This window comes from Thiomicrorhabdus hydrogeniphila (assembly GCF_054656895.1).
In genome coordinates, this window is the sequence record NZ_BAAHXL010000001.1 from 1563669 (window position 1) to 1588004 (window position 24336).

Consider the following 24336-nt stretch of genomic DNA (forward strand, 5'->3'; position numbering starts at 1 on the left):
CTTAAACCTCTATAGTTCTTTATTTTCCCATCGGCTTCTAAAGTTGACCCAAGTGTCAACTAAACCAATGGTTGCTAAAATCAACATGGCTTGTGGAAATAAGAATAACAATATATACAACCCTACTAACCAACCAGAACTTAACTTCTTAATGGCTACGGTTTGATGTGCAATGGCTATACCTTGAAACATCAAACCCGCAATAATTACACCTGATAGATCATAAGCCAGGCCAGGTTTAGCACCATTTACCAACCCTATTACGGCAAGAACAATCGCTGTATAAGCGGTTGCTTTGGGTAAAGTTAATTGATAAAAATCGGTTTTAAACTGTCCTGGATTATATAGCTCACTCTGCCACCAACGTGCTACAACTAAGATGGAAAACCATAAAATAATCATAAGCACGGCTAGGAGCATGGTCATCATTTCAACTAAGTTAGGGATTAACTCCTTATCATAGCTAATTTTAGACGCTTCTAGCACTGGGGCAACGTACTGATTAAACAGTGCTAACCACCACTCAGCAGGACTAGGAACGATCAAGTAAAACAAGACCACCCCTAATCCAACCATAATCATTGCAAACTGAAGTGCTAAGGCTAATGACTGCGATTGTCTTAAAACAACCGCCAGTAACCAAACAGGCAATATAAACTCAATAACCGAAATAATGGCGGGAAAATAACTTCCAGTCAAAATTAAAGTTAGAGCGGTTTGTGCCACCACACTCCAAGCAAGAGTTTTAAAGCCTTCAGCTACAGAAATTCTTAATGTAACTAAGGCTATAATCGCACCAACGAAAATACCGAATGGTGCTAATAGAACACTCAACGCTGAAAATAAAACAGCGGCAATATTGGCCTGCATTGGCCCTTTCATTGCAAAATTGGCTATTACTAGCATGTGTTCTTGTTAATTCCTATTTACCGACAAACAAATTATTTATGTTGATCAGTATATGGCAGTAACGCAATATAACGAGCACGTTTAATTGCAGTTGCTAATTGACGCTGGTACTTAGCACTTGTTCCAGTAATACGACTAGGAACAATTTTACCTGTTTCAGTAATGTATGCTTTCAAAGTATCTAAGTCTTTGTAATCAATTTGTTTAACGCCGTCAGCAGTAAAACGACAGAATTTTTTTCTACCAAATCCTCTAGACATCACTTACTCCTTGTTATCACGACGTTTGTCGTGTCTTTCGTCTTTCTTAGCAGTCATTACTGATGGTTCAGTAATAGCCGCTTTTTGCTTAACAATCATGCTACGTAAAACAGCATCGTTGTAGTAGAAAGCGTTTTCAAGTTCATCTAATGCTTCTTGATTACATTCAATGTTAAGCATGATGTAGTGAGCTTTGTGTACCTTATTAATAAGATAGGCAAGTTGACGGCGACCCCAGTCTTCTAAACGGTGGATTTGACCACCAGACTGTTCGATAAGGGCACGGTAACGTTCTAGCATTGCAGGAACCTGTTCAGATTGATCAGGGTGCACTAGAAATACGACTTCATAATGACGCATTCATTTTCTCCTTATGGATGATAAACAGTCTCCTGACACATACAAACCAACTTGGATTGTAGGCAGTGAGACAAGGATTTTCAGGTAAATGCCCTGAAAGACGCGGATTATAAACGATATTAAAGTGCAAAACAAATAAATATGGATAAATAACTGTTTTATATAGAAAAGGACGTTATAAAGCGATTAACTTGGCCTAGTGTGGATGTTAAAAGTGTTTTACCAGGCCTGGTAAATCTATTTTTAAACAAATATATAAAAAGTGTAAATTACGCTTCTAAACTTAAATTAACTTGTTCTAATACTTGCAAAGGTGAATCAGACTGAGTTATTGGGCGCCCTATCACTAAATAACTAGAACCAGCTTCCATTGCCATAACGGGAGTCATTATGCGCTTTTGATCATTAGCAGCACTTCCCTCAGGACGAATACCTGGTGTCACCAAGCAAAAGTCTTGGCCAATAGTTGCTCTAATATCTTCGGCTTCTTGTGCTGAACACACAACACCGTCCAAGCCAGAGTCTTTCGCCAATTTAGCCAAACGTAAAACATTGTCTTTTGGCGTGCCTTGTAGGCCAATTTCAGCTAAATCTTCTTGTTCCATACTGGTAAGAATGGTCACCGCAATTAACAAAGGCTTTTGCTGAATATCGTCCATTTCTAACAAGGCGTTTTGCGCAGCCTGCATCATTTTTCGTCCACCTAAAGCATGCACGTTTACCATCCAAACGCCCATTCTTGCAGCTGCTTGTACAGCTTTAGCAACCGTATTGGGAATATCGTGATATTTAAGATCTAAAAAAACATCAAAACCTTGTTGCACCAAGTCTTTTACAAACTCTGGTCCAGCAACAGCAAAAAGCTCTTTGCCTACTTTAAGGCGACAAGCTTGATGATTAAGGGTTTTAACAAAGGCTAAGGCTTCGTTAGCGTTAGCAAAATCTAAAGCCACCAAAACTTTTGGGTCTTTAGGAATAGTGGTTAATTCTACAGTCATAAATAACTCTATTTTTCGATTGAAACCAATGCACTAGAGTCTTTTTTTAAAGTCTCATTGACTTGCGCATTGGCTTTTCTAAGTTGAATAATTTGATTGGCTAGGTTTTGATTTTCTTTTGTTTTACGTCGAACAGTCCAACGCAAACGTATAACCTGCATGGTAATAATCAACGCACCAATAACCATACCTAAGATAAGTAACACAGCCATAATGACACTTAAAGGTACTGAAAATTGAATAACAAAAAGATCCAGAGAAACTGGAGTTGGATTTAGAACACCTAAGGTTACACCCATCAATACAAATAGCAGCGTAATTAGGATAGAAATCAATTTAAACATGGGAGAATTCTCTATCAGAAGATATAGAGATTATAGTAGGATGAATAAAAAAAGGGGTGAAAATTCACCCCTTTTTAATGTTACTGCAAGATATCGGTATGTTCTTTAGACTCATCAACGCGCTCTCTTAAAGCCTTTCCAGGCTTAAAGTGTGGAACTCGTTTATCATCTAACTTCACCGTTTCCCCTGTTTTTGGGTTACGGCCAACACGTGCTTTTCTATGATGCAAACTAAAACTACCAAAACCACGTATTTCAATACGTTCGCCTTGGGATAAAGTATCAATCATAGAATCAACAATTTGATTCACTGCAATCTCAACGTCCTTTTGGGCAAATTGAGTTTGTTTTCTTGCAATAATTTCAATCAATTCAGACTTGGTCATTTGATATTGCTCTTATTTATCTCTCAAAGAGAGTTTCAATAAATCTAATACTCATTTTTAACAAATGAAAAGTATTAGAGAGACCAAGGTGTAACCTGCAAGCTAAATAAGCTAGCGGACGCAGGCTACCCTTTTATAAAGACTGGTCAGTAATCAGTGATTACATTTTATCTTTGAAAAGGTCACCTAAAGTCGTACCAGCAACAACTTGCTGCTCTGAATAACCTTTGATAGCTTCAGCTTCTTCTGCCGCTTCTTTCGCTTTAACAGAAAGAGATAAAGAACGGTTTTTACGGTCGATATTAGTAATCTTCGCAGAAACTTCGTCACCTTCTTTAAGAACGCTAGATGCATCACGAGTATCTTCTAATAATTCAGACGCACGTAAGTATCCTTCAACTTCAGGAGCAACATCAATGATGGCACCTTTTTCGTCTACTGATCTAACAGTACCAACAACAATAGAACCTTTACCGTTATCTGCAACGAACTGACCGAATGGGTCTTGCTCTAACTGTTTAAGACCTAAAGAGATACGCTCACGATCAGGATCGATAGAAAGAATAACTGTTTCTAGCTCATCACCTTTTTTGAAGTCACGGATTGCTTCTTCACCAGGCTGATTCCAAGAGATATCAGTTAAGTGTACAAGACCATCAATACCACCTTCTAGACCGATAAAGATACCGAAGTCAGTAATAGATTTGATGCTACCAGAGATTTTATCGCCTTTAGCATGAGTCGCTGAGAAACCTTCCCAAGGATTAACAGTACACTGTTTAATCGATAGAGAGATACGACGACGTTCTTGGTCAACATCAAGAATCTTAACGCGAACTTCTTGACCTAAGTGAACCACTTTAGATGGGTGGATGTTACGGTTAGTCCAATCAAGTTCAGAAGTATGAACTAGACCTTCAATACCATCTTCGATTTCGATGAAAGCACCGTAATCAGTGATGTTTGCAACTTTACCAGCCACTTCTGCACCCATTGGGTAACGAGAAACCATATCTGCCCAAGGATCTTCTTCAAGTTGCTTAAGACCAAGAGATACACGGTTACGTTCTTTGTCAAACTTAAGAACTTTAACATCAATCTCATCACCAACTTGAACGATTTCAGATGGGTGATTAACACGACGCCAAGCCATGTCTGTAATGTGTAGAAGACCATCAACACCACCAAGGTCAATAAATGCACCGTAGTCAGTAAGGTTTTTAACGATACCTTTAAGTGATGCACCTTCTTCCATGTTAGCAAGAATGGCTTCACGCTCTGCTGAGCTTTCTTGTTCGATAACTGCACGACGAGAAACAACCACGTTATTACGCTTACGATCAAGCTTAACAAGTTTCATTTCTACTTCTTTCCCTTCTAGGAAACCGAAATCGCGAATTGGACGAATATCTACAAGTGAACCAGGTAAGAAACCACGAACGCCTTCAACGTCAACAGTTAAACCACCTTTAACTTTGCCAGTAACAAGACCAACAACAACTTCACCTTCTTCCATAGCGGTTTCAAGGCGGTCCCAAGTCTTAGCACGCTTCGCTTTCTCACGTGATAAACGAGTTTCACCTAAGCCATCTTCTAGAGATTCTAGGTAAACTTCAACTTCATCACCAACAGCAACTTCTAGTTGGCCGTTTGCGTCTAAAAATTGTGACTTTGGAACAGCAGATTCAGACTTCATGCCTGCGTCTACAAGTACAGTTTCTTTATCAATACCTACAACGGTACCGATGATTAAAGAGCCTGTGTTAAATTTTTCTTGAAATGATTCTTCAAATAATTCAGCGAAAGATAATTCACTCATGGATAGTATTACCAATATTTTCATACCGTTTATTTATCGCGTATGGGATATAAATAAATAAACGGGTCAGTTAATAATTGCCAGCGCCCCAGCTGCTAGCTAAAAAATACAAATCCCCAGCTCTTAAAAAGGCCAGGGATTTTAAATAAACTTTTAAAATCAACTAGTTATAGTTAATTTATAACTTTGTTAGAATAAAAAAATTATTTCATAATTCCTTTATCCCACAGTAAAGATACTGCTTTTTTACAGACATCTTGGATATCTAAATCCGAAGTATCGATGACTATAGCGTCATCTGCAGGTCTAAGCGGTGCTGTCTTACGACCAGTATCTCGCTCGTCTCTTTCTTTGATGTCTTGAGTTATCTGAGTAATGTTAGCATCAACTCCTTGATTTTTCAACTGTTTAACACGTCTTTCTGCTCTTACTTCCGCAGATGCGGTTAAATACAACTTTACAGGCGAGTCTGGGAAGACAACAGTACCCATATCTCGGCCATCGGCAATTAAACCTGGTGCTTGTGCAAAATCTTTTTGGCGCTGTAATAAAGCCGCTCTTACTTCCGGTATAACAGCAACGGTTGAGGCAACACTCGCCACCTCTTCTGTTCTTACTTTTGAGGTAACATCTACCCCTTCATATAAAATACTGGTGGCTTTAAATGCAACAGGAAGCGTTTCGGCTAGATTTACCAGGCCTGGTAAATCATCTAAAGCTAAGCCATTTTTAACCGCACCATAAGCTAATGCACGATAAATAGCACCACTGTCTAATAAATGAAATCCCGTTTTGCAGGTTAGGTATTGCGCTAAAGTGCCTTTACCTACACCACTTGGACCATCAATTGTAATTACGGGTGTATTTTGCATCTAAGCTTCCTCTATTGCTGCAACTGACATACCTACCTCATTGATTAATGATAGAAATGTTGGAAAAGAGGTATTTACGTTAGCGCAATCATCAATCACAATTTCTGATACGGCATTAATCCCTGCAATGGTCATAGCCATTGAGATTCGATGATCATGGTGACTTTGTATTTCATTATTTTGTGGTGATTGAGTACCACCATTAACAATCATGCCATCTGGTGTTGGCTGAGCATCAATACCCACTGCAACAAGTGCATCTGCCATAACTTGAATACGGTCTGATTCTTTTACCCTAAGTTCTTCAGCGCCAGTAAGCACGGTTTGTCCTTCTGCTGTTGACGCAACCACAAACAATACAGGGAATTCATCAATGGCTAAAGCCACCAATTCTTCTGGAATGTTAATGCCTTTAAGAGGAGCATATTTAATATGTATATCGGCTACAGGCTCACCACCTATTTCATGATGATTTTCTAAGCGAATATTGGCACCCATTAATTTTAATATATCAACAATACCCACACGTGTTGGGTTCATGCCTACGTGTTCAATAACTAAATCCGATCCTTTAGAAACAACGGCTGCTGCCATAAAAAAAGCGGCGGATGAGATATCTGAAGGCACGTCAATATGACGCCCTGTTAATTTACCACCACCCTGAACACAAGCTTTCATTTGTTGTGCATCAATTTTAGTTGATTCAACCTTATAACCAAAACCATTCAACATACGTTCTGTATGATCACGAGTTGGCGCAGGTTCTAAAGCGCACGTTTTACCTTCTGCAAATAAGCCCGCAAGCAACACACACGATTTAACTTGAGCACTGGCCATTGGTAGAGTGTAATCAATGGCTTTTAAGGTTTGGCCTTTACCCCTAATAATCATCGGTAAAGTACCACCTTCATTCGTTTCTAACTGAGCCCCCATTAAACGTAATGGTTCCGTTACACGTTTCATTGGACGCTTAGATAAAGAAGCATCACCAATCAGTTCGCAATCAAAGTCTTGGCCGGCTAAAATTCCAGCTAATAAACGAGTGGATGTGCCGGAGTTTCCCATGTCGAGTGGTTTATTCGGTTTTTTTAAACCACGCAGCCCAACACCTTGAATGGTTACATTACCATTATTGGGACCTTCAATTTCAACGCCCATTTCACGAAAAGCTTGTAATGTCGCTAAAGCATCATCACCTTCTAAAAAACCTGTAACCGTAGTTGTACCTTCAGCCAAGGCACCCAACATAATACTTCTGTGAGAAATCGATTTATCACCAGGTACTCGAATACGGCCTTTGATTGTACCGCCAGGTTGAACTTTAAATTTTACGTTTGCCATAATTTTGATGTCTTTTAGCGTTTAATTTGAATTGGGTTATATAAAAGCTTTGTTAATAATGATTGACTTAACTCTTATTAACAATATGTTTATCACGTGCTTTTTTCGCTTCATCAAACAGTTGATAAAGCCCATCAGCGTCTTTAGCCTCAACAAGCTTGGTTAAGCGCTCAATAGCAAAGCCGTAATTTTTAAGCCATTTTACAATAGCATCTGAATTATGAACGGCAATGTCACGCCACATAACCGCATCACTAGAGGCTATACGCGTAAAATCCCTAAAACCACCAGCCGTATATTGAAACACATCACCGAGTTCCTCATGTTCATTTAGCATATCCACTAGCGAAAAAGCCAGTAAGTGCGGTAAATGACTGGTTGCTGCAAAGATTTCATCATGCTGTTGAGCAGACATGGTTTCCACTTTAGCGCCTAATGCTTGCCATAAATCTTGTACGGTTTGCACAGCTTCTTGGGCGGTATTATTATTGGGCGTTAGAATAACACGGTGATCAATATATAAATCTTCATCAGCAGCGGTTACCCCACTTTGTTCTTTACCGGCAATAGGATGACCGGGCACAAAGTTGACTGGGAGTTCACCAAACACTTCTAAAGCCGATAAAATAACACTACTTTTTGCACTACCACCATCGGTAATAATGGTTTTTGCAGAAAGATACGGCTTCATTGACTCTAAAGAACTTTTCATAGCACCTAATGGCACAGCCAAAAAGACTAAATCACTCTCTTCTACGGCTTCGGCCATATCGAGTGAAAAGGAATCTATAACACCAAGTTCAATGGCGGTTTGCAGGTTTTGTGGATTATAACCAAACCCCATAACCTCTTCTACCAGGCCTGCTTTTTTTAACCCCTTTGCAAAGGAACCGCCAATTAAACCAACACCGACAATTGTTATTTTTTTTAATGTTTTCAATTTAATCATCTGTATGTGTGTGATGAGTTAATACCTTTTTTAAGGCATCCAAAAAATGTGCATTTTCAATTTGAGTACCAATTGAAACACGTAGGTAATCATTTATACCCTGGTTAGCTACAGGTCGAACAATAATACCTTCTTCTAAAAGTTTTTGATTGTAATAAAGGGCATCTTTTCCTAAATCAATACAAACAAAATTACAGACTGAAGGAATGTAACCAATACTTAATTCATTAAGCGCATCAATCAGTTGGCGCATACCTTGACTATTTGCTTTAACCGATTCTGCAACAAAATCTTGGTCTTGCAATGCGGCAATGGCCGCAACTTGCGCAAACTGATTAACGTTAAAGGGTTCACGTACTTGGTTAATGTATTGAATGGTTTCAGCATTACCCACCATATAACCCAAACGCAAAGAAGCTAAACCATAGGCTTTAGAAAAGGTGCGTGAAACTAATAGGTTTTTATATTTTTGAACATAATCAATACCATCAAAATAGGCAGATTCATCAATAAAAGACTGAGCGTATTCTACATAAGCCTCATCGAGTACAACCATAACTTTTTCAGGAACTTGGCTAATAAAATCTTGCCACTCAGTGCGGGTAAAAAAAGTACCCGTTGGATTATTAGGATTAGCAATGTAAATAATTTTAGTTTTATCCGTAATAGCGGCTAACATAGCGGGTAAATCGTGCCCCCACTCTTTGGCTGGCACTTCAACGCCTTTGGCGCCAACAACTTGTGCTGAAATAGAATATACAGCAAAAGCATATTGCGAATAAATCACTTCATCACCAGGCCCTGCAAAAACACGTGCAACTAATTCAAGCAATTCATTAGAGCCATTACCTACGGCAAGCTGTTCTTGTTTTACGTTTAAAAAATCTGCCAAGCTCGCTTTTAAATCATAAGCATTGCCATCTGGGTAACGGGAAATATTTTTAATTTCTTCTTGAATAGCTTTAATTACTAAATTACTGCAACCCAAAGGGTTTTCGTTAGAAGCCAATTTAGTAATGGACTCTAAGCTTAACTCTCTCTGTAATTCGCTTACGGGTTTACCTGGAACATAAGGATGAATCCCTAAAATTTGTGGCAAAACTTGATCACAAAAAGAACCTGTGTTTACTGTCATATATAAACCTTACTAACTAAAATCGCTAATTTTAAAGCGGAGAAACTGGGAATGAGCCTAATAATTTATAAAAAGCAGCATTAGCCTGAACTTCAGCTAAGGCTTCTTTTACATTGTCATCTTCTTTATGTCCTAAAACATCAATAAAGAAAATGTAATCCCATTTTTTGTCTGTTGATGGCCTAGAGATAATACGTGTCATATTAATATTGCGTTTGCTAAAGCAACCTAAAATATCTAATAGAGCGCCTGATTTATTGTGTATCGATAAAATTAAGGCCGTTTTATCTTCACCACTTGGTTGAGTAGGCTCTTTACCAATCACCCAAAACTTGGTGGTATTGTCTTTAAAATCTTCAATATTCAATTCTAAAATATTTAACTGATACAACTGTGCCGCTTGCTCAGAAGCAATAGCACCTAAAGAATCGTCGGTTTGAGCCATTTTTGCAGCTAATGCATTAGAATCAACAGCTTCAATATCAGCCCACGGTAAGTTATTTTTTAACCAATGTTCACACTGTCCTAAAGCTTGTTGATGTGCGACCACTTTCTTAATGAATTCATGTGATTGCGATTTAGACATCAAACAATGATGAATGGCTAAATCTACTTCACCAGAAACTTGAAGGCGTGTTTTCATTAACTCATCTTGGGTAGACTTAACTACCCCTTCTGACGAGTTTTCAACCGGAACAATACCGTAATGCGTTTCACCACTTTCGACCGCAGCAAAAACCTCTTCGATACTCGAAACAGCAACCGCATGTGCAGATGAACCAAATTGTTTTACTACGCTGGCATGAGAATAACTGCCTTCTGGCCCAAGATAAGCAACGGAGATAGGTTGTTCTAACGCCAGGCAAGCAGACATAATTTCTCTAAACAACTTAGCCATTTCAACATCAGGTAACAAGCTAGTATTTCGGGCTTTTACCGCTCGTAACACTTGCGCTTCACGTTCTGGACGATAAAAAACGGCACTGACATTACCACCTTGCGTTTTAATATCGGCTACTTTTTGGGCACATTCAGCTCGCTTGCCAATCCAAGTTTGAATTTGTTCATCAATCGCATCAATTTCCATGCGTATTTCTGTTAATTGTGCTTGTTCCGTCGTCATTTAAATGCCTGCTGTAAAATTAAATATCGGTGAAGAACTATACCAACTCTTGCTTTGGCAAAGCTCTTCAATAGTTTTATGTTATGCGTTTGCTAATGCAAATTTCTTCATAAACGTGATAAGTGCATCAATACCTTCTTCAGGCATAGCATTATAAATACTTGCTCTCATGCCACCAAATGCTTTATGGCCTTTTAAGCTTAATAAACCTGCTGCTTTAGACTGCTCTAAAAATGCTGCATCTAAATCGCTATTACATAGATTAAATGTGACATTCATCCACGAGCGTTCACTGACTTGAATTGTGTTGGTATACAAATCTGACGCATCAATATAGTCATACAATTTTTGCGCTTTACGCTGATTAATCTTTTCAATGGCTTTTACACCACCCGTCTCTTTTAACCATTCAAATACCAGGCCTGCTAAATACCAAGCGTAAGTGGCTGGCGTATTAAACATAGAATCATTTTTAGCGTAAATATCCCAGTTCATAAGCGTTGGTGTATCGCTACGAGCATGACCTAATAAGTCTTCACGAACAATAACAATAGCCAAGCCTGCCGGGCCAATATTTTTTTGTGCCCCCGCGTAAATCATGGCGTACTTACTGACATCAATCTCACGACACATAATGTTTGAAGACATGTCAGCAATAACCGGTTTACCTTGTGCAAAAATGGTTTCTAAATGCTCATCTTTTAGCTCTAAACCAGTAATGGTTTCATTAACACAAATGTGAATATACTTTGCATCTGCTGAAAATGACCACTCTTTTTGTTCTGGGACTTTTGTTGGATTATCTACTTGTCCACCAGCAATCACATTCACATTGGCATAACGGCTGGCTTCTTTAATGGCTTTAGTTGACCAAACGCCGGTATTTAAATAATCAACCGTATCGTTTTGCTGTGCTAAATTCATTGGGATTGCCGCAAATTGTAATGAGGCTCCACCATGAGTAAAAATCACTTTATAGTTATCTGGAATCTGCATGACTTCACGCAAATCGGCTTCCATTTTGTGTGCAACCGCCATGTATTCTTTGCTACGGTGACTCATTTCCATTACCGACATGCCAGTAGATTGCCAATCTAAAAACTCAGCCCCTGCTTTACGCATTACCGCTTCGGGTAACATTGCTGGACCAGCACTAAAATTAAATGCTCTTGCCATTTTACTTCCTTAATATTTTACCAGGCCTGGTAAATCAACAATATTAATTCCATTTAATATCAATTACTTAAAGCCAAGATCTATAACGCAAAAAAGAACTTAACCCCCAAGGGATTAAGTTCTTTTTAGTGCTACTGTTTCATTATTCAGCTGAATCTTTTTCAGCCGACTCGTTATTTTCTGAGTCAGCCACGTTGCTTTCTTCAGAGTTTGTTTGTTCTAAAACTTCACCTTCAATCGCATCGTCAAGTTCTTCGTCAATATCATCTTCGATATCATCTTCGATATCAACTACCGCTAAACCAACAACTTGCTCACCCTTACCAACATTAATCAGTTTAACACCTTGAGTATTACGCCCAACAACAGAGATTTCTGAAACGCGCGTTCTAACTAAGGTGGCTTTATTTGTGATTAATACAATTTCTTGTTCAGGTGAAACTGAAACGGCTGAAACCACAGGACCATTACGATCTGTTGTTTTAATAGAAATAACACCTTGACCACCACGATTAATGGTTGAGTAATCTTCAACTGGCGTACATTTACCAAACCCGTGTTCTGTTGCGGTAAGAATTAACGCGTCTGGTTTAGCCACTTGCATACTAATAACCTTGGCATCATTTAACTTCATACCTCTCACACCACGAGCCGTACGACCCATAACTCGAACATCACTTTCTTTAAAGCGAATCGCTTTACCCACATCGCTGAACAACATAATCTCTTGTTCGCCATCGGTTAAGGCTGTTCCAACCAATTCATCGTCGTCTAATAAATCAACCGCAATGATTCCGTTAGCACGTGGGCGAGAGAAATCTTTAAGTGCCACACGTTTAACAATTGAATTACGAGTAGCCATAAAGACAACGCGCTCATCAAAGTCGCCAACAGGCAGTACAGACGTAATATGTTCATTTTCTTCTAGCGGTAAAACATTCACAATAGGTTTACCACGGCTACCACGACTGGCTAAAGGTAACTGCCACGTTTTTTGCCAGTACAACTTACCTTTGTTTGAGAAGCACAACAACATATCATGTGTGCTCGCAACAAATAGTTGACCCACTTCATCTTCTTCTTTCATTGCGGTTGCAGACTTACCACGACCTCCACGTTTTTGCGCACGGTAATCACTTAATGGCTGTGTTTTGATATAACCGTCTTGCGATAAAGTCACAATACGGTCTTCTACCGCAATTAAATCTTCAGCATCTAAATCTTGGTAGCTGTAATCTATTTCTGTTCTACGTGCATCACCAAAGTTTTCAACCACTTCAAGTAGTTCTTCTTTAACCACTTCAGTTAAGCGATCTGGGTTTCTTAAAATTTCTAAGAATTCTGCTATTTTAAGAATTAACCCTTTGTATTCTTCAATGATTTTATCTTGTTCTAAACCGGTTAAACGGTGTAAACGCATTTCAAGAATGGCTTGAGCTTGAGCAGGTGAAAGTTTGTACGTTGCCCCTTCTGCTCCAAATCCTTCAGGTAAATCTTCTGGACGAACGTCTTTCATTTCAACGTTTTCAAGTAAATCAACCACCGAACCAATTGCCCAGGCTTTTTCTAACATACGTTCTTTAGCAACCGCAGGGCTTGGAGAGGCTTTGATTAACTCAATCATCTCATCGATATTATTAAGTGCAACCGCTAAACCTTCTAAAATATGTGCTTTTTCGCGAGCTTTGCGTAAATCAAAAATGGTACGACGAGTAACGACTTCGCGACGATGTTTAACAAAGGCTTCAACCACTTGCTTTAAGTTAAGCAGTTTTGGTTGACCATCAATTAATGCAACCATATTCACACCAAACACCGTTTGCATGGATGTTTGTTTAAATAGGTTATTAATAATAACTTCAGGCACTTCACCACGACGAAGTTCAATAACAATACGCATACCGTCTTTATCAGATTCGTCTCTTAGACCAGTAATACCTTCAATTTTTTTCTCTTTTACCAATTCAGCAATACGTTCAATCAGTTTCGCTTTGTTGACTTGGTATGGCAGTTCATTAACAATAATTTGAGATTTACCCGATTTATCGGTTTCTACATCTGTTTTTGAACGAATTTTTACACGACCACGCCCTGTTTCATACGCTTCACGAATACCAGACGTACCGTTAATTAAACCGTAAGTAGGAAAGTCAGGACCCGGTATATATTCCATCAGGCCTGCAATATCAATGTCTGGGTTTTCAATATACGCCAAGCACGCATTTACGGTTTCGGTAATATTGTGAGGTGGAATATTGGTTGCCATACCAACAGCAATACCAGATGAACCATTAACTAATAAGTTTGGAATGCGGGTTGGTAAAACATTAGGCTCTGTTTCTGAACCATCATAGTTTTCAGTAAAGTTAACGGTTTCTTTTTCAAGATCGGCAAGTAGTTGATGCGCAATCTTAGACATACGAATTTCTGTATAACGCATGGCGGCAGGTGAATCACCATCAACCGAACCAAAGTTACCTTGCCCGTCAACCAACATATAACGTAATGAAAACGGTTGTGCCATACGTACAATAGTGTCGTATACAGCGGTATCACCATGAGGGTGATATTTACCAATTACATCACCGACAATACGCGCCGATTTTTTGTAGGGTTTATTAAAGTCATTACTAAGTTCATTCATCGCATATAAAACACGACGGTGAACAGGTTTCAAACCGTCTCTTACATCTGGAAGGGCTCGTCCTACAATTACGCTCATGGCATAACTTAAATAGGACTGCTCCATCTCATCTTCTAGGGCAATAGGAATAATTTCGCGTGCAAAGTCTGACATTCAATATCCATCTTTTAAGTAAAACGACCAGAAAAGCTAATGATTTATAATAGCTCTCTATAAAAACACTAATTATATAGCAAATAAAGCTCATAAAGCGACAATATTTTTATTCTCGACCCCCTGTCGAGAATTACTAAAAATCCCGTGAAGGTGGTTTAAATTGGAAATTAACCGTTTTTTTTGATTTTTTTGGTCTTTTTAATTATTTAGGTCAAATCAGTTTTACAGAATCTCGTATAATTTTGCCTTCAGATTGTAATATTCACCCTCAAATCTAGAGAATACCATGGCCTTAGAAGAAACAATGACAAGTAATGCAGATCAAAATGAACTCAATAACTTTAATCGTTTGTCCAATACCTGGTGGGATCTACAAGGTGAATTTTCTGCGCTTCATAAAATTAATCCATTTCGTTTAGACTTTATAGCAAAACATCATCAAATAGCTGAGCAAAGCATTGTTGATATTGGCTGTGGTGGCGGCATCTTATCAGAGTCACTTGCCAAGTCTGGCGCTGATGTTACAGGAATTGATTTAGCGAAAGATGTATTAACCGTAGCAAAATTACATGGTTTAGATACAGGCGTTAAAGTTAATTACCAATTAATTGCCGCAGAACAATATGCTGAAGAAAACCCAGAAAAACATGATATTGTGACCTGCATGGAGATGTTGGAACATGTTCCTGATCCCGCCTCTATTATTCAAGCCGCTGCAAAATGTGTAAAACCTGGAGGTTGGGTATTTTTTTCAACCTTAAACCGCAATTACAAATCTTATTTGCTCGCTATTTTTGCAGCCGAACAAGTTTTAAACTTAGTACCTAAAGGTACACATACGCACGATAAATTTATTACCCCTGCTGAAATGGATGCCATGGCACGTAATGCGGATCTTTATTTACGTGATTCAGCCGGCATTGAATTTAACCCATTACTTAATCGTTATGGGTTAAATAAAGATGTGAGCGTAAATTATCTTCTGGCTTATCAAAAAGCGTATTAAAAATTTTAATTAATTTTACACCCATATTCATATACTCATAACCTTTAAAAACAGAGAAAACTAATGTCCATAAAATGCGTTCTATTTGATTTAGACGGCACTCTACTCGATACCTCTTACGACTTTGCCTATGCTTTAAAATTGACCTGCGAAGACTATCAACAACCTGTACTTAATTACCAAGACCTCAGAAGCACCGTTTCTAAAGGTGGATTAGCTATGACACAATTGGCCTTTCCGGATTTACAGGGCGAAGAGCTAGAAGAACGCAGACAAGTATTTTTAAAGCATTATTTTGAAAACATTGACCACCATACTCAAATTTTTCCAGGCTTAATTGCAGGCTTAGATGCCCTTGCAGTAAAAAATATTCCATGGGGCATTATCACCAATAAACCCACTCATTTAACAGAAGAACTTTTAAAAAACTTTACCTTTAAAAGCGCACCAAAAGTCATTGTTTGCGGTGATACTTTATCCGTTAGAAAACCCTATCCAGCACCTATGTTTTTAGCCGCAGAACAATGTGGGGTTGAGCCAAAAAATTGCATTTATATTGGTGACCATCCACGTGATATTGAAGCGGGTATTAACGCAAATATGAAAACCGCTGCTGCCATGTATGGCTACTTACCTTTAGAAGCAACTAAAAAAGACTGGCCAGCCGATCTGTTTTTTCATACCCCTTTTGAGGTTACGCAATTTATTCAATCGCTATAAATTCATCGCTTTAAATCCATAAATTACAAATTTAGGAATCCCTTTATTAATATGAAAACCTATTTAATTACAGGTGCGGCTCAAGGCTTAGGCAAGGCGTTAACCTTAAAACTTTTATCATTAAATCATCAGGTAATTTTATTAGATAAAGAGCTTAATCTTCTAAATGCGCTATACGATGAAATTGAACAATCTGACTTAAATATTGATTTAGTGGCTTTATATCCAATGGATTTACTGGGTGCTAATATTCAAAATTATCAAGAGTTTAAACAAAACATTACAAATGAATATCAAAAACTGGACGGCGTGTTTTTAAATGCCGCTATTTTACCTGCCTTTACGCCTATTGAACATTTTGACTATATGCAATGGTATGAAGTTTTACACACAAATCTAAATGCTAATTTTCATTTAATTCAGCAAACGTTGCCTTTACTTCATGACTCTGAGCAAGGCAAACTTATTGCTATTACCGACAATAATGTAAAAAAACACCCTGCCTATTATGGTGCTTATGGCGTGGCTAAAGCGGGTTTAGAGCAACTTCTAAATACGGTTTCTCAAGAGATTAAACAAACCAAAACACAATGTTATTTGGCGCATTTAGAAACTTTTGCAACAGAATCTCGTGGGCGATTATTCCCTGGTGAAAATCCAACCAAACTAACGTCAGCAGAAGATATGGCCAGTTTTATTATTGATTCTGTATTTGAACAGCCAGAAATGACAGCAATGGCTAATTTTGGGAAGATTGAAAAACTGTAAAATAGCTTTTTACCAGGCCTGGTATGCCCTGTGTACAGGTAATTCTGTGGTCACAGAGTAAAAATCTAAGTTCTTATAAAATAAGGGGTTGCTACCATAGCAACGCCTAAAGCCACTAGAATATAAAGATTACTAATAAAAAATGGAAAAACCAAAAGCCCTATTCCTATAAATAATGGCACAACTTTTTTTGTTTTTTTTCCGTACAGAAAATACCCCACTCCGATAGAGCTAAAAAGCAAACCCCACATCATTAATGATGAATCTTCCATAGATTTATACCCAATCTTCTGATTATTTAATTACCCTTTAAAAAAGCAACTGCTTGGCTCTGCTCTTCAACAGAAAAACTTTTCATTTCAATTTTTCTAAAAAACTTATCTTCTATATCTACAATTTTAGAAAGCCATTTTTTATCGGTGACAATGGCGATCTTAACAATATTAGACAAGCCAATATCTAAGAGAGATTTAAATTTTTCAAGCATCGCCGCGAGTTCTACACCATTAAAAGAATCAATTTTTTCAAATAATACAATCTGGTTATAAAGTTGTATTTTTTGTTTTATTTCATTAAACACCAAAACCATATCGTCTTCTGTAATTTTTCCTGACACCTCAAACGCTACGGCGTTATCAATTTTAATATCAATCAGTTTTAACATATTGAGCTCCTATGATTTAATGCATTTAATCACACTAATACTTGGCGTGTATTGGCTATAAAGTCATGTACCTGTTTTTCTATTTCAGGCTCCACCATCTTTTCTGGCTTACAATCATTTGGACATAATAAATTGGGCGTTGTACCGTATAAACGACAAATTAATGGGCGTTCTTCATAAACTTCGCAACCATTTGGGCCAAGATGCACACAAGTTAATTCATTTAGCGCCGCATCATGTTCGGCATCAGTTTTTACAGGTAAACGTGACATCTCTTCTGAAGAAGTGGTGACTGGCCCACAGCAATCGTGACAACCTTCTTTGCACTTAAAAGAAGGAATATTGTCACGTAATAGCTCAATAATCTCTATATTGTCATTCATTTATACTCACTTTTACATTGAACTATAACGTTTTATTGCATTTGCTTTAAGTCGCGTTATTTTTTTGCCGTAAGCAAAAACACAGGGTACTCACCTTGTGGCTTATAGACCATACTGGCATCTTTAACCGCAACGTCTTTAAACCCTGCTTGTTTGGCGGCATTGGCAATCACATCTCGCTCAAAACCTAAATGATGAACGCCAGTATCTTCTTTATGGAAACTGCCATCTTCTTCATCAATATCCGCAATTGCAATAAAACCGCCGGTATTAAGCATTAAGTAAAGTTTTGCAAACATTGCGTTAATATCTTGTATGTGATGAAAAGCCATTGAAGAGATAATGCCATCAAACTTGTCGTTAATATCTGAAGTGACTAAATTGATTTCTCTAATATCAAGTTCACAACCAAGGCTCTCTTGCTTTTTAGCGAGCTGTTCATTCATGGCTTTAGAAATATCGATTGCCGTGATTTTTTTAACATGTGGCGCTATGCGCTCAAGTAATAACCCTGTACCTGAACCAAAATCCATTAAGTGCATGTTTTGGTTCAGTGTTATCTTAGCGGTAATGGCGTTGGCAATATTTTCTACATTTGAAGTTCTATGCCCGTCGTTTTCATAACTAACGGCCTTATCTTCAAAAAAATCTTTAGTCATCTTTCTTTCCTAACTTGTTCAGTTTGTTAAAAATTTTATTGGTAAATGGGCTTTATTTTACGTGATACCTTAAAAGCACCAAATTATCTAATACCACATTAGTTGACCAAATAAAGCTTGCACCACCTGCCCCAAACTTTTCTCTAAAGTTCATATACGCCGGTTTGTTATCTACTCCAATTTGTTCTTCAGTAAAGGTTGTGGCTTTTGGCCAGTTTAAATAGGCTTGGCTTATTTGCCAGTTTACTGGAATATCCCAATGCAAAGAGTAAGCATTGCTTGAGTTATTAGTACTTTTTTTAAGGCATTTATTAGATAGGCGTTTAGAACCTATTTCTTCTAAACAACTTAAGTCTGAAACGGGTGATGTATAGTAAGTTTGAGCATGCCAGGTAGAATCCGTCACTGTGCCATCTGAAAAGCTTGCAATAAAACCACCGTCACCAGGATGATATGGGTTACCTCTGTTATTTTCGCTACCAATTCCAGAGTTTTCTTCCCAATCAACAACCTTTACGGCAATGTCATACGGCTTTTTGACTTTAAAGCGAACAACACTTGAATTAAATGGGGTAAAAGGCACGGAATCAACGCCAACCAATTTGCCGTTTACATACAATTCAAAATAATTATCGGCAAAAATATAACCTGTAATTATCTCTCCATCTTTATCAATTTCTATCACCGGTATATCCGTTATATCTACTTCAGCCAATGAACTTGGCTGTACTTGAGTGCATTGATTATAAAGATCAGAAGCAAAGTATTGTTTTTTATACTGTACGTTTGCAGGCACGGTATAAGTATTGTCGCCTGTATTGTTGCCTGCTGTTTTTAATCCAACTGGCGACAATCTTGAATTGCCAAATTCACAAGTAAATAAGTTTTGAGTTTTAACTTGTGCTGCACCCTTAATAGCAATGCCAGAGCCCGTATATAAATTAGTTGCAGAAAAGCAATTTAAGCTAAACACAGATAAACTAACCAACAATAAATATCTCATATTAATAATCCATGTTATTTAAATATATCGGGTTAAAAGAGTTAAAAGGATTAAATGGGTTAAAAGGATTAAATGGGTTAAAAACATCAAATAATATTTTTACCAGGCCTGGTAAAAACAAGAGCAACTATATTATGTAAATATATAAAATATATCGTTTTTTATTGAACGGATTTTTTATTCTAATTTGCGCTAATCAAAAAGCGTGAAGTGAAACCGTTTTTTATAAAAATCTTTTGCTATTAAACTCAAGCCATTTACGGAGATCATTCCCGCTCATGGCCTGGTTAAAGTGAATTAGCCTTATAGACTAAAAATTCTTAATATTTACCCATCTCTAAGCGGGTAGTGGCTGTTACTTTATCGCCCTTAAGTGTTTTAATGGTTACATAATACGCATGCCCTTTTCCGCCTGAACACGGTGGCATATAAGCGCCCGCTTTATCCCAACCTGGGCTACGATGTTCTTCAATTATTGTAAACCCTGCTGGCAGGGAAAATGAATGCCCTGGTACAGAAGGTATTTCTACTTTGCTTGCTGTTGAATTCAGTGCAAAACGCATTTTGCCATGTCCGCCATTATTCATCTTTTTATAATCACGATCACTGTATTCCAACGCAATGGCATCAGAACCTGCTGGAATATCACTCACAATCAATTTTGGTGTTGCAGGGTTATTGCCACCAAATTTTTGGCATTGTTGCCCTTCAGGTATATTACTACCGCCCCATGCTTTATCCGCAAATTGGGCTTCTAAAGCAAAAGCGTTAGCACTAAATACAGAAGCTACGACAGATGCGAAAATAATGTTACGTTTCATAATTTGTTCACCTTCATTACCTATAAAAAACACAGAAAATCATTTGAATCTTCTGCATATATTAAGCTTAAAATATTCAATAACTAAACTAAATATGCCGTGTTTACGTTGCACTTTAGCGCTTTAAAAACAGAAAAAATTTAATTCTGCACAAAATCATTTTACAACACTATTTACCTTATAAAACATCTTGAATCTTAAATTTCATAATACTTAATAATATCTTCGGGAATCTGGGTAGAACGTCCTGTTTGTAAAGATTTCATGGTATAGATAGCCTGGCCTTGTGCTGCAATTTTATTATTTTTGGATTTTAAAATCCAAAAACTGACCACAACATTAGCCCCTTTTATTTCTTGAATTTGGGTTTTAACCTTTACCGTTTGATCGGAAAGCGTAATTTCTCGTTTATACTGAATACTAAACTCTGAAACCACCCAAGAATAGCCACGTTCTGTAAACAGCTCCATAGACATTTTATAATTTTCTTTCATCTGTATATAACGTGCCACAAACAGGTAATCTTGATATTTTGAACTATGAACATGATTATTTAAATCGATATCATCTGGGCGCACGCTAATTTCTGTTTCAAACGTTGAATACATGTAACACCTTTTAAAGTTTTTGTTTTAATCTAAATATTAAAGTTGAAGATTACGCTTATTTTTCAACTATTTGTGGCCAGTTTTAACAAAGAAAAATAAATCACGCACTCATTACAATCATACTAAGTGCAATGGCATAGACGCCTAAAATTAAAGCGCTTTCAAAGCCAATTCGACCAATTCCATAAGTCTCTCGCCTAACCATGCCTACCATTAGAATAGCCGTCATTAAAATGCTAATTAACCCCCAAGTCATCTGAACAGGCGCCATATCATGATAAATAGAGCCTTCCGAATAGCCCACATCTGCTGTTGCAATAACCAGCATATTAAAACAGTTTGTACCAAAAATATTACTAACCGCTAAGGTTAAAGCGCCAATACGTATTGCCGCAATCGTCGTAACCAATTCTGGCGTAGATGTTGCAAGGGCCGTGAATAAACCACCCACTAAAGTGTCAGATATGCCTGATTGATCGGCAATTGTCTTGGCTGATTCCATTAAAAACCAACCTGCTACTCCCGTTAAAATCGCCATACTAATAAAACCAAACCACACATGATTTAACGGTTTATGAGAATGCTTTTCAGGTTTATCTGTTACGGTTTGATGAGTTTGCCGTGGAAACCACATAGGTTTTGTTTGAGTGCGATGAACAAGGTGAAGACCAAATAAATAAGCCAAAACAATCACTGGCGTAATAGGATGCACGCCCCATTGAGTATAGGACGGAGTAAAAACAGCAATTAATGGCAAGGTTAATAATACAATTAGCAACCCTGCTAGCACCAAATTAACAGTAGATGCCGCCGCATGTTCTAAATTCGCTTTTCTGTAAAAAATATCAGCTACACCAAGAAAAACCAAATTCACCGCCATGCTGCCCATCACATTACTCATGGCCAAATCTGGACGAGAATCAACCGCCGCACTTAAGGTTGCCGCAAAATCAGGTAAAGAAGTCACGCCCGCTAAAAACAAAACCCCAAACAAAGCTTCACCCAACCCCGTTTGGTCAGCCAAAGCATCCGCCTGTTTAGCCAGTTTACTGCCCGCAATAACAATAACCAAAGCTGCGGTAACAAAAGCAATAATACTAAGCGTTAAAGAAGTAAACATATTACCCTAGAATAATTAGACGGAGAACAAAGCACTTATACGTTACTAAACCACGCCAATAACGTGCTAATTTCATTGTACTCTAACCTTAATAATTATTGGTTTGTTATGAAATTTACCAGGCCTGGTATGCCCTGTGCCATCTAAATGTTGTAGGCATCGGGTAAATCCTGTGAAGAGGTAGAAAAGTATTTATAAAATACAATTAACAAAGAACGTTAACGCATTGTAAATAGGCTGTTTTTATTACAGTCCCTTAACCGAACTTTGTTAATTATTTAAACTTTTACTTAACCCATTGAAAGACCAATCATGATTAAAAGAACCGTACCCAATAATGTCACCACAGAAAATACAACTCCAAGAATGGCAAAAATCTTCTGCCTCTCTTTTTGAAAAAGGCCAGCAATCCCTAAACCAAGCGCAACAAGCGCTCCGCCCAAAAATATAAATAGAAAAAGACCAATCATTACCGCCGCCGCAGATTCTTCGTCCATACCGGTTGGGTTACTTGCTTCTATAATGCCCGCTATAGCCACCAGTAAAAATATAAATACTGCCGAAGCAATACTTAAAATAAATGACGCTATCCCAAGCCCAGAATGTTTTTGTTTTTCCATTTTTAACCTTTTTTTATTAATGATTAACCAATAAATACAAAATTTAATTTTACTTTGATTACAAATTTATAATGACACCGTCTTACTTGATTTCAGTTGAAATTATGCTGGAGAGTGGCTGTTATTGCTTACATCATCGCCACACTTATCCGCATACATATTTTTATCGGCTTGACTCAATAATGTTTCTACCGTTGTTCCATCTTCCGGGTATACGGCAGCCCCCTGACTGACATGGCAATATAGCTCATAATCCTTAATCTGAAAGCGTTCTGCCATACTCTCTTTAATGCGAAGCATAATTTGTTTCACATCTTGATTGTCTTTTATTTGAGCCAACAAGACGACAAATTCATCCCCACCAATACGTGCCAAAGTATCAGTGTCTCTTAGTTGCTGTTTAATGCGCAAAGCCGCTTGTTGCAAAACAATATCTCCCACCTCGTGTCCGTAGGTGTCATTTACTTGTTTAAAAGCATTAAGGTCAATGAATAACACCGCAAAAGGGTCATTACTTCGCTGAGCCAAACCAATGGTTTGCTTGATACGCTCATTCAATACAGCGCGATTAACAAGCCCTGTAAGATCATCATGGTGGGCGAGATACAGAATCTTTTCTTCAGCCGCTTTTCGTGCGGAGATATCAGTGAGCATATTAAGCGTTGCTGGCTTTCCACCCCAAACAATGGCTACGCCACTGAGTTCAATAGGATAACTGGCTCCATCCTTTCGCAAAAAAAGGCTTTCATAGCGTTGCGGAGCGTCTTCTCCTGCTACGCGGCGCAGATAATTAGCCATCATCTCATCTTGAACAGATGGATGGATTAAAGGCATAAAAGACGGCAAAGCTTTAAGTTCAGCTTCATCATACCCACTCATTTCGCACATACGAGGGTTTAGGTATACCAGCCGTGCTTCTTGCACTACCGCTATACCTTCATGCGCATTTTCAACAAGATAACGAAACGAAACTGCACTCTCTTGCAAACTCTGCATTAAGACATTTTGCACTGCCATCGCACGGCGAAGATAAAGAAAATACCACGTACCAGCCAGAAACAACAGCACCAATGCTAAGACGATACCCAAGAAAAAAGATTGGCTAATCCAGTAGCCTGTTTCTACTAAAGCGTTCGTTGCTTTGGTGCTATTTTCCATAAATAATCTCTGTAAAATTCAATATTTGACCGTTTTAAACAGATTACTACACTTTGCGTTTAACACAAGTAATGAAAGTAAACATTGGTTCATGAGCCTTAAAGCATGCTTTATATTGATTGTGTACAACAAGCCTATCTTGTGGGGAATTTATAGCCGATATCATCGCAAAAATAGCTTATTTTTAGCCCCACTGAATACGCTATATTTTTTATATTTAACTTTTAGTATAAATCACAAATACTTTAATAATGTATTAAGTTGTTTATTAAAAGTTACTATCCTTTTTCTCAATCTATACATATTGATAGCTAATACTTATATAAGATAATCA

27 protein-coding genes are annotated in these 24336 nt (G+C 37.8%); 3 read left to right on the forward strand and 24 right to left on the reverse strand.

The genetic code is table 11. From position 1 onward, the window contains the following. Nucleotides 1-9: 9 nt before the first annotated feature. The 14 genes from ACYQ0E_RS07085 to gyrA all read right to left on the reverse strand — a co-directional run bounded on the left by ACYQ0E_RS07085 (nt 10) and on the right by gyrA (nt 14469). On the reverse strand, nt 10-906 hold the full coding sequence (locus ACYQ0E_RS07085; protein ID WP_460187542.1) for a YybS family protein: 897 nt from the start codon (nt 904-906) through the stop codon (nt 10-12). A gap of 35 nt (nt 907-941) precedes the next feature. Then, nucleotides 942-1169, reverse strand: coding sequence for a 30S ribosomal protein S18 (gene rpsR, locus ACYQ0E_RS07090; protein WP_275595979.1), 228 nt, complete (start codon nt 1167-1169; stop codon nt 942-944). A 3-nt stretch (nt 1170-1172) separates the two neighbouring features. After that, nucleotides 1173-1529, reverse strand: coding sequence for a 30S ribosomal protein S6 (gene rpsF, locus ACYQ0E_RS07095; RefSeq protein ID WP_460187543.1), 357 nt, complete (start codon nt 1527-1529; stop codon nt 1173-1175). A 269-nt stretch (nt 1530-1798) separates the two neighbouring features. Further along, nucleotides 1799-2527: an orotidine-5'-phosphate decarboxylase gene (pyrF, locus tag ACYQ0E_RS07100; protein WP_460187544.1), complete on the reverse strand. Its 729-nt coding sequence runs from the start codon at nt 2525-2527 to the stop codon at nt 1799-1801. Nucleotides 2528-2535: 8 nt separating this feature from the next. Continuing rightward, a complete protein-coding gene (locus ACYQ0E_RS07105) occupies nt 2536-2871 on the reverse strand; it encodes a LapA family protein (RefSeq protein ID WP_460187545.1) in 336 nt (111 codons plus the stop codon). 80 nt (nt 2872-2951) lie between these two features. Further along, nucleotides 2952-3257: an integration host factor subunit beta gene (locus ACYQ0E_RS07110; RefSeq protein WP_460187546.1), complete on the reverse strand. Its 306-nt coding sequence runs from the start codon at nt 3255-3257 to the stop codon at nt 2952-2954. A 160-nt stretch (nt 3258-3417) separates the two neighbouring features. Further along, nucleotides 3418-5076 carry a 30S ribosomal protein S1 gene (gene rpsA / locus ACYQ0E_RS07115; protein ID WP_460187547.1) on the reverse strand — a complete coding sequence of 553 codons (1659 nt, stop codon included), beginning with the start codon at nt 5074-5076 and terminating at the stop codon, nt 3418-3420. A gap of 203 nt (nt 5077-5279) precedes the next feature. Continuing rightward, the gene (cmk, locus tag ACYQ0E_RS07120; protein WP_460187548.1) at nt 5280-5948 is read right to left on the reverse strand and encodes a (d)CMP kinase; all 669 of its coding nucleotides are present in this window, start codon (nt 5946-5948) and stop codon (nt 5280-5282) included. Further along, nucleotides 5949-7289, reverse strand: coding sequence for a 3-phosphoshikimate 1-carboxyvinyltransferase (aroA, locus tag ACYQ0E_RS07125; RefSeq protein ID WP_460187549.1), 1341 nt, complete (start codon nt 7287-7289; stop codon nt 5949-5951). A 67-nt stretch (nt 7290-7356) separates the two neighbouring features. Further along, on the reverse strand, nt 7357-8238 hold the full coding sequence (locus tag ACYQ0E_RS07130; RefSeq protein WP_460187550.1) for a prephenate dehydrogenase: 882 nt from the start codon (nt 8236-8238) through the stop codon (nt 7357-7359). Beyond that, a complete protein-coding gene (gene hisC / locus ACYQ0E_RS07135) occupies nt 8231-9373 on the reverse strand; it encodes a histidinol-phosphate transaminase (RefSeq protein ID WP_460187551.1) in 1143 nt (380 codons plus the stop codon). Before hisC ends, ACYQ0E_RS07130 begins: the two co-directional genes overlap by 8 nt. Before the next feature lie 31 nt (nt 9374-9404). Further along, the gene (pheA, locus tag ACYQ0E_RS07140) at nt 9405-10496 is read right to left on the reverse strand and encodes a prephenate dehydratase (RefSeq protein WP_460187552.1); all 1092 of its coding nucleotides are present in this window, start codon (nt 10494-10496) and stop codon (nt 9405-9407) included. Between the two features lie 81 nt (nt 10497-10577). Next, nucleotides 10578-11672 carry a 3-phosphoserine/phosphohydroxythreonine transaminase gene (serC, locus tag ACYQ0E_RS07145; RefSeq protein ID WP_460187553.1) on the reverse strand — a complete coding sequence of 365 codons (1095 nt, stop codon included), beginning with the start codon at nt 11670-11672 and terminating at the stop codon, nt 10578-10580. 142 nt (nt 11673-11814) lie between these two features. Then, nucleotides 11815-14469, reverse strand: a complete 2655-nt coding sequence (gene gyrA, locus ACYQ0E_RS07150) for a DNA gyrase subunit A (protein ID WP_460187554.1) — start codon at nt 14467-14469, stop codon at nt 11815-11817. A 289-nt stretch (nt 14470-14758) separates the two neighbouring features. Here gyrA and ubiG point away from each other — a divergent pair, with 289 nt between their 5' ends. The 3 genes from ubiG to ACYQ0E_RS07165 all read left to right on the forward strand — a co-directional run bounded on the left by ubiG (nt 14759) and on the right by ACYQ0E_RS07165 (nt 16966). Beyond that, a complete protein-coding gene (gene ubiG / locus ACYQ0E_RS07155; RefSeq protein WP_460187555.1) occupies nt 14759-15478 on the forward strand; it encodes a bifunctional 2-polyprenyl-6-hydroxyphenol methylase/3-demethylubiquinol 3-O-methyltransferase UbiG in 720 nt (239 codons plus the stop codon). A 63-nt stretch (nt 15479-15541) separates the two neighbouring features. Further along, nucleotides 15542-16198, forward strand: coding sequence for an HAD family hydrolase (locus ACYQ0E_RS07160; RefSeq protein WP_460187556.1), 657 nt, complete (start codon nt 15542-15544; stop codon nt 16196-16198). A 51-nt stretch (nt 16199-16249) separates the two neighbouring features. Next, entirely contained in the window at nt 16250-16966 is a 717-nt protein-coding gene (locus tag ACYQ0E_RS07165) for an SDR family NAD(P)-dependent oxidoreductase (RefSeq protein ID WP_460187557.1), read from the forward strand. A gap of 65 nt (nt 16967-17031) precedes the next feature. Here ACYQ0E_RS07165 and ACYQ0E_RS07170 read toward each other — a convergent pair whose 3' ends face one another. From ACYQ0E_RS07170 to ACYQ0E_RS07215, 10 genes are all read right to left on the reverse strand, one after another. Next, nucleotides 17032-17238 (reverse strand): hypothetical protein, encoded by a 207-nt coding sequence (locus tag ACYQ0E_RS07170; RefSeq protein ID WP_460187558.1) that lies wholly within the window; start codon nt 17236-17238, stop codon nt 17032-17034. Between the two features lie 26 nt (nt 17239-17264). Next, nucleotides 17265-17630: a SpoIIAA family protein gene (locus ACYQ0E_RS07175; RefSeq protein ID WP_460187559.1), complete on the reverse strand. Its 366-nt coding sequence runs from the start codon at nt 17628-17630 to the stop codon at nt 17265-17267. 29 nt (nt 17631-17659) lie between these two features. Continuing rightward, nucleotides 17660-18013 (reverse strand): YkgJ family cysteine cluster protein, encoded by a 354-nt coding sequence (locus ACYQ0E_RS07180; protein ID WP_460187560.1) that lies wholly within the window; start codon nt 18011-18013, stop codon nt 17660-17662. Nucleotides 18014-18069: 56 nt separating this feature from the next. Next, nucleotides 18070-18672, reverse strand: coding sequence for a class I SAM-dependent DNA methyltransferase (locus ACYQ0E_RS07185; RefSeq protein ID WP_460187561.1), 603 nt, complete (start codon nt 18670-18672; stop codon nt 18070-18072). A gap of 52 nt (nt 18673-18724) precedes the next feature. After that, the gene (locus ACYQ0E_RS07190; protein WP_460187562.1) at nt 18725-19675 is read right to left on the reverse strand and encodes a hypothetical protein; all 951 of its coding nucleotides are present in this window, start codon (nt 19673-19675) and stop codon (nt 18725-18727) included. Between the two features lie 320 nt (nt 19676-19995). After that, entirely contained in the window at nt 19996-20496 is a 501-nt protein-coding gene (locus ACYQ0E_RS07195; RefSeq protein WP_460187563.1) for a fimbrial protein, read from the reverse strand. A gap of 197 nt (nt 20497-20693) precedes the next feature. Continuing rightward, on the reverse strand, nt 20694-21104 hold the full coding sequence (locus tag ACYQ0E_RS07200) for an acyl-CoA thioesterase (RefSeq protein ID WP_460187564.1): 411 nt from the start codon (nt 21102-21104) through the stop codon (nt 20694-20696). Between the two features lie 100 nt (nt 21105-21204). Then, complete coding sequence (locus ACYQ0E_RS07205) at nt 21205-22224, reverse strand: sodium:calcium antiporter (RefSeq protein ID WP_460187565.1); 1020 nt, start codon at nt 22222-22224, stop codon at nt 21205-21207. 290 nt (nt 22225-22514) lie between these two features. Beyond that, complete coding sequence (locus ACYQ0E_RS07210) at nt 22515-22844, reverse strand: hypothetical protein (protein WP_460187566.1); 330 nt, start codon at nt 22842-22844, stop codon at nt 22515-22517. A 102-nt stretch (nt 22845-22946) separates the two neighbouring features. After that, nucleotides 22947-23861: a diguanylate cyclase domain-containing protein gene (locus ACYQ0E_RS07215; RefSeq protein WP_460187567.1), complete on the reverse strand. Its 915-nt coding sequence runs from the start codon at nt 23859-23861 to the stop codon at nt 22947-22949. Between the last annotated feature and the right edge of the window lie 475 nt (nt 23862-24336).